At 72.0% G+C, this 9669-nt stretch carries 9 protein-coding genes and 1 pseudogene; 3 read left to right on the top strand and 7 right to left on the bottom strand.

Annotated elements, in window-relative coordinates:
* Positions 1 to 145 precede the first annotated feature (145 nt).
* The 3 genes from rplT to infC all read right to left on the bottom strand — a co-directional run bounded on the left by rplT (position 146) and on the right by infC (position 1684).
* Positions 146 to 529, bottom strand: a complete 384-nt coding sequence (gene rplT, locus AOK15_RS32390; RefSeq protein WP_004933571.1) for a 50S ribosomal protein L20 — start codon at positions 527 to 529, stop codon at positions 146 to 148.
* A 112-nt stretch (positions 530 to 641) separates the two neighbouring features.
* On the bottom strand, positions 642 to 836 hold the full coding sequence (gene rpmI / locus AOK15_RS32385) for a 50S ribosomal protein L35 (protein ID WP_004933563.1): 195 nt from the start codon (positions 834 to 836) through the stop codon (positions 642 to 644).
* A gap of 131 nt (positions 837 to 967) precedes the next feature.
* Positions 968 to 1684 carry a translation initiation factor IF-3 gene (infC, locus tag AOK15_RS32380; RefSeq protein ID WP_240496510.1) on the bottom strand — a complete coding sequence of 239 codons (717 nt, stop codon included), beginning with the start codon at positions 1682 to 1684 and terminating at the stop codon, positions 968 to 970.
* Between the two features lie 328 nt (positions 1685 to 2012).
* Here infC and AOK15_RS32375 point away from each other — a divergent pair, with 328 nt between their 5' ends.
* Positions 2013 to 2378 carry a DUF1844 domain-containing protein gene (locus tag AOK15_RS32375; RefSeq protein ID WP_055521885.1) on the top strand — a complete coding sequence of 122 codons (366 nt, stop codon included), beginning with the start codon at positions 2013 to 2015 and terminating at the stop codon, positions 2376 to 2378.
* Position 2379: 1 nt separating this feature from the next.
* Here the strand turns inward: AOK15_RS32375 and AOK15_RS32370 are convergent, their stop codons facing one another.
* Complete coding sequence (locus tag AOK15_RS32370) at positions 2380 to 3114, bottom strand: SseB family protein (RefSeq protein WP_055521884.1); 735 nt, start codon at positions 3112 to 3114, stop codon at positions 2380 to 2382.
* Between the two features lie 149 nt (positions 3115 to 3263).
* Here AOK15_RS32370 and AOK15_RS32365 point away from each other — a divergent pair, with 149 nt between their 5' ends.
* The gene (locus tag AOK15_RS32365) at positions 3264 to 4265 is read left to right on the top strand and encodes a serine hydrolase (RefSeq protein ID WP_167738884.1); all 1002 of its coding nucleotides are present in this window, start codon (positions 3264 to 3266) and stop codon (positions 4263 to 4265) included.
* 63 nt (positions 4266 to 4328) lie between these two features.
* Here AOK15_RS32365 and mycP read toward each other — a convergent pair whose 3' ends face one another.
* Both mycP and AOK15_RS44390 read right to left on the bottom strand, forming a co-directional pair.
* Entirely contained in the window at positions 4329 to 5480 is a 1152-nt protein-coding gene (mycP, locus tag AOK15_RS32360) for a type VII secretion-associated serine protease mycosin (RefSeq protein WP_240508700.1), read from the bottom strand.
* A 338-nt stretch (positions 5481 to 5818) separates the two neighbouring features.
* Complete coding sequence (locus AOK15_RS44390; protein ID WP_107099561.1) at positions 5819 to 7636, bottom strand: AfsR/SARP family transcriptional regulator; 1818 nt, start codon at positions 7634 to 7636, stop codon at positions 5819 to 5821.
* Between the two features lie 281 nt (positions 7637 to 7917).
* On the opposite strand from AOK15_RS44390, the gene AOK15_RS32350 reads away from it, so the two are divergent.
* The gene (locus AOK15_RS32350) at positions 7918 to 9168 is read left to right on the top strand and encodes a serine hydrolase domain-containing protein (RefSeq protein ID WP_338059940.1); all 1251 of its coding nucleotides are present in this window, start codon (positions 7918 to 7920) and stop codon (positions 9166 to 9168) included.
* A 158-nt stretch (positions 9169 to 9326) separates the two neighbouring features.
* Here the strand turns inward: AOK15_RS32350 and AOK15_RS44385 are convergent.
* Positions 9327 to 9410, bottom strand: a pseudogene (locus AOK15_RS44385) (DNA-binding response regulator); the annotation flags it as partial.
* Positions 9411 to 9669 lie beyond the last annotated feature (259 nt).

Raw genomic sequence — 9669 nt, 5'->3', positions numbered from 1 at the left:
GCGCGAGAAACCACGACGCACCCGCGCCCGCCGACGAACCCGCACCACCGAGCTGTCAGGCGTAACAAACACCCGGACCCGCAGGCCTCGAAAGGCCCACGGGTCCGGGGTTCACATCAACATCCGGCTCAAGGCCAGCGCAGCGTCACGCGGCCTTCGGCGCGTTGACGTCCGCCGGCAGCGCCTTCTGCGCGACCTCGACCAGCGCGGCGAACGCGGTGGCGTCGTTGACGGCCAGCTCGGCGAGGATCTTGCGGTCGACCTCGACGTTCGCGGCCTTCAGACCCTGGATGAAGCGGTTGTACGTGATGCCGTTGGCGCGGGCAGCGGCGTTGATGCGCTGGATCCACAGCTGACGGAAGTCGCCCTTGCGCTTCTTGCGGTCGTTGTAGTTGTAGACCAGCGAGTGGGTGACCTGCTCCTTGGCCTTGCGGTAGAGGCGCGAACGCTGACCGCGGTAGCCGGAGGCCTGCTCGAGGATCGCCCGGCGCTTCTTGTGGGCGTTGACTGCCCGCTTGACGCGTGCCACTTTTTAACTCCTTGTAGCGGGGCCGTGGTTGTCCTCACACGACCCGAAATCGATTGGGTCCCGGTCCTGACGTACGGCGCTGAGTGATCGACGGACGATCAGCGCCGCTTGGTCACTTGCCGAGAAGCTTCTTGATCTTCGCGGCGTCGCCCGGGGCCATCTCGGCGTTGCCGGTGAGGCGACGCGTCACGCGGGACGACTTGTGCTCGAGCAGGTGGCGCTTGCCGGCGCGCTCACGGAGCACCTTGCCGGAGCCGGTGACCTTGAAGCGCTTGCTGGCACCGCTGTGCGACTTGTTCTTCGGCATAGCGCCGTTCTCTCCTCGTCAGTGGCGCTCCGGTGCCCGGTCGCTAAACCGGGCACGACGGAACGTCATTTCTATCGGTTGACACCCCGGACTCGCGTCCAGGGCTTCCCCCGGACTCTCGTCCAGGGGACTTACGCCTCGGCAGGCTCCTCGGCCGGCGCCTCGACCTCGACGTGCTCGGCGTCGGCGGCGTTCTGCGACTTGCCAGGGTTGGCCTTCGCTTCCGCCTTCCGCGCTTCCTGAGCCTGACGGGCCTCGGCCATCGCCTCGGTCTTCTTCTTGTGCGGACCGAGGACCATGATCATGTTGCGGCCGTCCTGCTTCGGGTTCGACTCGACGAACCCGAGGTCCTGGACGTCCTCCGCGAGACGCTGCAGCAGTCGGTAGCCCAGCTCGGGCCGGGACTGCTCGCGACCACGGAACATGATCGTGATCTTGACCTTGTCGCCCTGCTTGAGGAACCGGACGACGTGACCCTTCTTGGTGTCATAGTCGTGCGGGTCGATCTTCGGCCGGAGCTTCATCTCCTTGATGACCGTGTGCGCCTGGTTCTTGCGCGCCTCACGGGCCTTCATGGCCGACTCGTACTTGAACTTCCCGTAGTCCATGAGCTTGCAGACCGGCGGACGTGCGTTCGCGGCCACCTCGACCAGGTCGAGGTCGTACTCCTGCGCAAGCTCCAGGGCCTTGGCAAGCGGAACAATCCCGACCTGCTCGCCGCTGGGACCGACAAGTCGCACCTCGGGAACGCGAATCCGGTCGTTGATGCGGGGCTCGGCGCTGATGGATCCTCCTCGGTAGCACCCCACGACGGTCTGGCGGACCGCCGCGTCATGTCTGGTTGACATAAGGACCAACCATCGGGGCGCATGAAAAATGCCCCGGACGGGACACAGGCGGGGCTCCAATGACTGCCGGAGCACCGCCGCGGTGGCCGCGGGGCGCGATTCGGACGACTCCACCGTCCGTACGGAACGGTGGGGGCCGTCTGACCGGTGACCTGCCGTCCCGGAGGATGGTCAGGTGGGAGTTCGGAGCCTCCACTTGCGGGCCGGGCACACAGGTGTCCAGCCGGTCGTAGACATAACCATAGCGGGTTCAAACCTGGGGTGCCAATCGGGGCGCAGCGGACTCCCGCAGGTGGGAGCGTACGCGCCGGGGCCTATCGTGTGGGGCATGAGTGACACCCCTCCTGAGTCCCCCGAGTCCCCCGACTTCGACTCGATGACCCGTGACATCGCCGAGGTCCCCGCGGTCGAGGTGATCGTGACGGTCGCCGTCAATCTGATGAGCGCCGCCGCGGTGAAGCTGGGTCTGACCGAGGAGGGCGACAAGTACAAGGACCTGGACGAGGCCCGGAAGCTGGTGCACGCCCTCGCCGGTCTGCTCGACGCGTCCACGACGGAGATCAGCTCGTTCCACGCGGCGCCGCTGCGCGACGGTCTGAAGTCGCTGCAGCTGGCGTTCCGCGAGGCGTCGGTCGTCCCGGACGACCCGGGCCAAGGCCCGGGCGAGAAGTACACCGGCCCGATCTACGGCTGAGCTAACCCTTCACGTACAGGGGCTCGCCCGGAGGCGTGGTTCCGGCCGGCAGGAGCGCCAGGTCGAGGCCGCGCACCAGGCGGGCCCTCAGTGTTTCGTCGGTGGCGAGCCGTGAGGCGACCGCGCGGGCGGCCTCGGCGGGAGCGGCCTCGGCGGGGTCGAGGACCAGGGCGAGGGTGCCGTCGGACTGTCCGGGGCCGAGGTGGGCGCGGAGCACGGAGGGCTCGGCGGCCACGGCCGCGCGCACCGCGGCGATCACGGCGGGGTCGGCGAGCGGGTCGGCCGTGGTGCGTCCCTCGGCGAGCGCGCGGAGCGCGGATCCGGTCAGTTCGAACGGCACGGGCCCCGCCAGGTCCAGGACGAGGGTGTCGGCCTTCTCGTGCGCGGCGGCCTGGAGGGCCTGGTGCGTCGGTACGGCGACGGGGCGGGCGGCCGGGTCCCAGCGGGCGAGGGAATCGGTGGAGGTGAAGGCCGGCAGGGCGGTGCGGTGGCCGGCCTTCAGGGTGGGTACGGCCATGTCGCTGGTCTTCTCGCGGCGCAGCCCGTTCTCGTCCTCCTCGACCTCGCCGAGCACGGCCACCACGGGCACGAGCAGCCGGGCGCCCTTGAGCGCTTCGAGGACGGGGCCGACGGCGGTGCGGTCCTCGGCCCAGGCGGCGAGCGCGGCGCTCAGCCGGGGGTCGGCGGAGCCGTCGTCGTCGGAGTAGCCGGGGTCGGGGATGTTCTTGTTCGCCACGGTTGTCGACCCTATCGGGGGAAGCCTCCTGGGCCTTCGCCGGGCCGGAAACGTGACCGTCACCTCACTCACAGCTTTCTCAGTCGGTCCTGACCTGGCTCTAACATCCGCCTAACCCACCGCACAGCACGGCCCATCACCATCGCGGCATGCCTCTTCGCAGAGCCCGTCGCCGGGTCCGGTCGGCCGTGCGCCGCCCCCTCCTCTGTGCCTTCCTGGCCGCCGCTCTGCTGGTGTGCGGAACCGCTGCCGGGACTCTGTACGTGACGGCCCGAGCGCAGGAGGGCGGCGGCCCGGCCGTATCGTCAGCGGCGTCATCGTCGGTATCGCCCTCGGCCTCCGCTTCCACCGCGCCGGGCGCGGACGTGGAGGAGGCGTCGGTGGAACCAGTGGCGGTGCCCGAGGTGGATCACGACGCGCTGCTCACGACGGCCCTGGCGGAGATACCGGTCGAGGACGGGGCCGCGTTCTCGGTGGCCGTGCTGGACGTGGAGTCCGGGGCCGGCGCGGTCCACGGGGACGGGCGGTTCGAGACCGCGAGCATCGTGAAGGTGGACATCCTGGCCGCGCTGTTGCTCCAGGCGCAGGACGCGGACCGGGGGCTCACGGCGCGGGAGAAGGCGTACGCCGCCACGATGATCCGCGACAGCGACAACACGGCCGCGACGGAGCTGTGGAAGAGCATCGGTGAGGCGGAGGGCCTGGACGCGGCGAACGAGCGGTTCGGTCTGACGCGGACGGTGGGCGGCGACGGCCTGTACTGGGGCCTGACCCGCACCACGGCGGCCGACCAACTGGTCCTGCTCCGCCAGGTGTTCGGGGACGACGACGAGTCGGAGCTGAGCGGGGCGTCGCGGACGTATGTGCGGGGGCTGATGGGGCGGATCGCGGCGGGCCAGGACTGGGGGGTGTCGGCGGCCGCGGCAGCGGACGGCTCCACGGATTCCACCCGCGTGGGGTTCGCGTTGAAGAACGGGTGGCTGCCGCGTACGGCCACCGGGCTGTGGGTGATCAACAGTGTCGGCCGGGTCACCGTGGACGGGCGGGACCGCCTGGTCGCGGTGGTGTCGCACGGCAACACGACGAAGGCGAAGGGGATCGCGCTGGTCGAGGCGGCGGCCAGGGCCGGGGTGTCGGTGTTCTCGTCGTAGTGGCCGGTGGGGCACCCCGCGACGCCGGCGAGCGGGTGCGCGGCGGGCTGCAACCCCGTCCTGTCAGATCAGGAACTCGTCCGGTCGTCGGCGGTCGCCGCGCCAGATGACGACGGCCGTGATGAGCAGGGCGACGCCGAGGCCGCCGGCGGCGGGGGCCACCCAGCCGGAGGCGGTGTCCTCCTCCTTCACCTGGTCGGGGCCGGGGCCGAAGTACTTGCGGCCGTACGCCGCGGAGGTGAGGTCGTCGGGCCTGAGCCTGCCGCCCTCCCTGATGGCGGCGGCCGGGTCGACGAAGCCGAACCCGCGGGAGTCGTCGCGGCCGCCGACGGGGGCGTTGCGGGCGGTGTCCTCCAGGAGCCGTTTCACCTGGGCCGGAGTCAGGCCGGGGTGGGCCGCCTTGACGAGGGCGGCGGCGCCGGAGACGAAGGCCGCGGCGGCGCTGGTGCCCCAGCCCTCGTAGTACTTGCGGTCGGGATCGGCGATGACGACGTCGACGCCGGGCGCGCTGACGGTGGCGTACCAGCGGCGGGTGGAGAACGGGGCGCGGTTGCCGTCCTCGTCGACGGCGGTCACCGCGATGACGCCCGGGTAGGCCGCCGGGTACGAGACGTGGTCGCCCTTCTTGCCGCCGTTGCCGGCGGAGGCGACGACGACCGAGCCCTTCTTCAGGGCGTACTGGACGGCCGCGTCCTCGGAGGGCTCGGGGTGGGCGGACTCGGAGTCGTCGCCGAGGGAGAGGTTGATGACGTCGGCGCCCTGGTCGGCGGCCCAGCGGATGCCCTCGGCGAGGGCGTTGCCGCGGGTGCTGCGGGCCTTGGAGCGGGCGGAGTCGCCGTCCTCCAGGATGACGCGGACGGGCAGGATCCGCGCCTCGGGGGCGATGCCGAGGACACCGTCACCGTTGTTCACGCCGTGGCCGTGACCGGCGATGATGCCGGCCATGGCGGTGCCGTGCCGGGCCCAGGAGCGGTCGCCCCGCGAGGCCCCGAAGCCGACCAGGTCCCTGGTCGGGAGGACGTTCCCGACGAGGTCGGGGTGCTCGTCGTCGACGCCCGTGTCGAGCACCGCGACGGTGATCCCCTCCCCCTTGGTCGTCCGCCACGCCTGCTCGGTGTGCATCGCGTCGAGCGCCCACTGCTGGTCCCGGATGCCGTCGGCGTGGGCTGCGGTGGCGGGCAGGAGGGCCAGGGAGAAGGCTAGGGGGAGAGCCAGGAGGGCGGTGCGCCGGTGCCGGCGGGCACGGCGGGTGCGCGCCGGTGCGGAGGAGGCGGGTGCGGGGTCCCCCGCCGTGACGACGGTCGCGGTCACGGTCGCTTCCGGCTTCCCCGGCTCGGGGTACGACGTGACGCGGGTCGGGGCCTTCTGCGGGGACGCGGCGGTCGGAGAGGGGCAGGCCTGCCGGACGCCCTCGGCCGTGTCGGCGCGCCCGGTCCCGCCGAGGCGGCCGGCTCCGCCCACGCTGCCGGTTCGGTCGGCGCGGCCGGCTTCGTCGGCGCACCCGGCTTCGTCGGCGCGGCCGGTCACGTCGGTGCTCCCGGTCTCCTCGGCGGTCATGAGGGCTGCTCCGAGGCGGACGCGGCGGTCTTGCGGAGCCCGCGTTCGATGCGGTCGGCGAGGCCCTGGGCCTCGTGGCCGAGACCGGCCTGGGCGGGGGCGGTGGTGGCGTCGGACCGCATCGCGTCGTCGGCGGGCTGCGGTTCGGTGACGGTGCGGCCGTCGGCGAAACCGGAGACCGCGTACACGACGACGGGGACGTCCGTGAGGACGGAGAGGGTCCATGAGGCCCGCTGGTCGTCGCCGAAGCCGGCGGCGACGGTGCCCTTGGCCGCGTACGGGCGGGGCATCAGGTCGGTGCGCCGGTCGAGGCCGTCCCGCGCGAAGTGGGCCTTGAGGGTGGCCATGCCGGTGGCGTCGGCCTTGGTGAACATCAGGCCGACGGTGGTGACGTTGCTGCGGGTCGCGTCGGTGTAGGTGGCGCGCAGCAGGCGCAGGCAGCCGACGGGGGCGAGGGCCTGGCGCAGCAGGGGGTCGAAGGCGTCGGCGCAGCCGCTGTCGGGGGCGACGGCGACGCGGGTCCAGGTGCGGTCGGTGCCGCCGGGGCCGGCGCCCTCGCCCTGCACGGTGGGCGGGAACAGTTCGTCGACGGGTACGCCGTGCCAGAGGGCGCCGGCCGCGGCGAAGCCGACGCGGGTGCCGTCGGGGCCCGAGTCGCCGGTGAGCCAACTGCCCGCCGCAGCGCCGCCGATGAGGCCGACGCCGAGCACCACGCAGGCGGCCATCGCCGCGGCGCGGGCGCCGGTCGGGCGCGGCCTGCGCCGTACGTCGCCGTCCGACTCGGTCGAGGTCCACGGCGAGGTGTCGGGCTCGGCGAACGTCACGTAGGGCCGCCCCGAACTGCCGCCGAGCGCGTCGTCGATGGCGTCGGCGGACCGCCGGGAGGCGCCGGAGGGCGGCTGCCAGGCTCCCGGATGACCGGGATCCCCGGGGCGCAACCGCCGCCCGGCCGTGGCACCGCCGTCGCCGTCGGAGCGCGCTTCGGGCGCACCCGGCTCCGAAGTGGCGGCACGTGCGACGTGGCGCGGCGTCGGTGTCGGCGTCGGCGTCGGTGTCAACGGTTCCTGGGGGCGGGGGGCCGTGCCGGCGAGCACTTCGCGGTGGGCCTCCTGGAGGGCCGGGCCCGGCTCGACGCCCAATTCCTCGACCAGTGTGCGGCGCAGCGAGCGGAAGAGGGCCAGCGCCTCGGCCTGACGCCCCGTGCGGCCGAGGACCAGCATCAGCTGGCGGTGCAGCGTCTCCCGGAAGGGATGCTCCTCGACGAGGGCACCCAGTTCAGCGGCGAGCCCGTCGAGGCGGTCGAGGCGCAGCAGGGCCTCGAAGCGGCACTCCAGCGTCTCCACCCGCTGCTCCTGGAGGTACGTGACGACGGGGTGGCCGGCGAGGGCGGGCACGTCGGCGAAGGGCGCGCCCCGCCACAGCGCGAGCGCGGCACCCGCGTCCCGCTCCGCCGCCTCCCAGTCGCCCCGGCCGCGGGCATCCTGCGCCTGCCGTACGAGGTCCTCGAACACCTCTCGGTCGGCCTCGCCCTCCTCGACGCGCAGGTGGAGACCGTGGCTCATCGTGCGCAGTCGGGTGCCGTCGCTGTCGCGGAGGGCGCGTCGCAAACGGGCGAGATGGTTGTGCAGCGAGGCGGTGGCCGTGGGCGGCGGCTCCTCGCCCCACAACACCGCCATCACCGAGTCCAGCGGCACAGTGCCGTTGGGATCCAGCAGCAGGGCGGCCAGCAGCGCCCGGGACTTGGCCCCTCGGAGGACGACGGCCTCACCGTCGTCGCCGACCGCCGTCACCGCTCCCAGTACTGCGAACCTCACCGGCACTCCCCCGCGCCGACCGCGGAACAGCGCGCGCCCGGCGTCCGACGTCGATCGAACAACACCCCCATCCTCCCTCGTGCACCGCGCAACGCGCTCAAAGGGCTTCCTGAGCAACGTTGTTGGCAGGGTGGCATCGCATTGAAGGCCTGTTGAAGGCCTGTTGAAGGCGCGTTGATGGCCTGTTGAAGGCTCGTTGATGACCCACTGATGACCCGTTGGTGGCCGGTTGAGGGCGGTCGACACCATGCGGCGAAGTTCCCGAGCCGAGAGAGAGGCAGATGCCCATGTCGACCCGCCTGATACGGACGACGCTGGCCGGCGTGACAGCGGTCGCGGCGGCGGCCACGGCCCTGTCGGCCACCCCCGCCGCCGCCGACCCCGCCACCAAGGCCGACCAGCCGACGGCCGCCACCCGAACCGTCCCCTCCGACCACGCCGCCACCCGAACCGTCCCCTCCGACCACGCCGCCACCCGGGCCGCGATGGACGCCGCCGTCGCCGCGGGTGTGCCCGGGGTCGTGGCGGAGGTGCGCGACGCCCGCGGGGTGTGGAGGGCCACCTCCGGCGTCGCCGACCTGACCACACGCCAACCGCGCGGGGCCGGCGACGCGTTCCGCACCGGCAGCGTCACCAAGTCGCTCGTGGCGACCGTTCTGCTCCAACTCCAGGCGGAAGGCAGACTCGACCTCGACGCCACCGTCGACCAGTACCTGCCCGGCCTCGTCCGGGGCAACGGCCACGACGGTACGAAGATCACGGTACGGCAGCTGATGAACCACACCAGCGGCGTCTTCAACTTCACCGAGGACGCCACCTTCGTGAAACAGGTCCTCGGCATCGAGTTCCTGAAGACCCGCTACGACGACTGGACCCCGGAGCAGGTCATCGCCCTCGCCCTGCGGAACCCTCCCCAGTTCGAGCCGGGCACCTCCTGGAAGTACTCCAACACCAACTACCTTTTGCTCGGCCTGATCATCGAGAAGCTGACCGGCAGGCCCTACGCCGACGAGATCGAACAGCGCGTCACCCGGCCCCTGGGGATGCACGCCACGTACTTCCCCGGCACCGACCCGCACCTGCCCGCGCCCACCCGCCACTACTCCACCTTCACGGAGGACCCCGGCACGACCCACGACGTCACCGAGCTGAACCCGTCCTGGGCCTGGGCGGCGGGCGAGATGATCACCGACACGTCCGACCTCAACCGCTTCTACACCGCCCTGTTCACCGGCCGCCTGCTGCGCCCGGCCCAGCTGCGGCAGATGACCGACACGGTCCCGACCGAGGGCAACCTCCCGAGCCAGCGTTACGGCCTCGGCCTCATCGAGTACGAGACGACGTGCGGCATCAAGGTCTGGGGCCACTCGGGCGGCATCCACGGCTCCTCCACCCAGTCCTTCGGCACCCGCGACGGCCGCCACATGATCACCCTGAACTTCAACGGCGACTGGGTCGGCGGCGGCAAGAAGGTCGTCTCGGCCGAGTTCTGTCCGCCCGAACCCCCGGCCTCACCCGCCGCAGGCGACTGAAGCGGCGACCGGGAGAGCCGCTCAGCTAGGCCCCTCAACGAGTCCCCTCAGCAAGAGCCCCGTCAGCGCAGGGTGAAGAAGATCATCGGGGTGTCCCGGCCACTGCGGAGCGGGCGGCCGAGCGCGAGGTTCCGCTTGACGTCCTCCAGCCCGTCGTGGACCTCGCTCTGCGCCGACAGCAACGCCGCGAACCCCGAACGCACCATGTCCTGGTCGTCCACGACGACCACCCGGATGACCATGCTCATCCCTCCTGTCCCGATCCCGCGAGAACCCGCCCGGCCACCGTCTCCGCCATCAGGACATGCCGTAGGACGAGATCACGACCCACGCACGGTCAGGCCGGAAAGGGGACCGGGCCCCACCCTCCCCTCCCGGAACCGACCACCACCTCAGCCGAACGGCCATGAGAATCCGCCCCGATCACCGAGACCTCAGCCGAACGGCGGACAGCGGACAGCGGACAGCGGACAGCGGACAGCAGACGGCAGACGGCAGACG

It is taken from the genome of Streptomyces ossamyceticus (assembly GCF_001418475.1).
In the GTDB taxonomy this organism is placed as follows: Bacteria; Actinomycetota; Actinomycetes; order Streptomycetales; family Streptomycetaceae; genus Streptomyces; species Streptomyces ossamyceticus.
The sequence above is the reverse complement of the archived record's forward strand: the minus strand, read 5'-3'. Positions and strand labels throughout refer to the sequence as shown.

Bases quoted from the DNA above. Each gene is read 5' to 3' on its own strand.
- rpmI (WP_004933563.1), bottom strand. From the start codon at position 836: ATGCCGAAGAACAAGTCGCACAGCGGTGCCAGCAAGCGCTTCAAGGTC.
- infC (WP_240496510.1), bottom strand. From the start codon at position 1,684: ATGTCAACCAGACATGACGCGGCGGTCCGCCAGACCGTCGTGGGGTGC.
- AOK15_RS32375 (WP_055521885.1), top strand. From the start codon at position 2,013: ATGAGTGACACCCCTCCTGAGTCCCCCGAGTCCCCCGACTTCGACTCG.
- AOK15_RS32365 (WP_167738884.1), top strand. From the start codon at position 3,264: ATGCCTCTTCGCAGAGCCCGTCGCCGGGTCCGGTCGGCCGTGCGCCGC.
- AOK15_RS32350 (WP_338059940.1), top strand. From the start codon at position 7,918: ATGCCCATGTCGACCCGCCTGATACGGACGACGCTGGCCGGCGTGACA.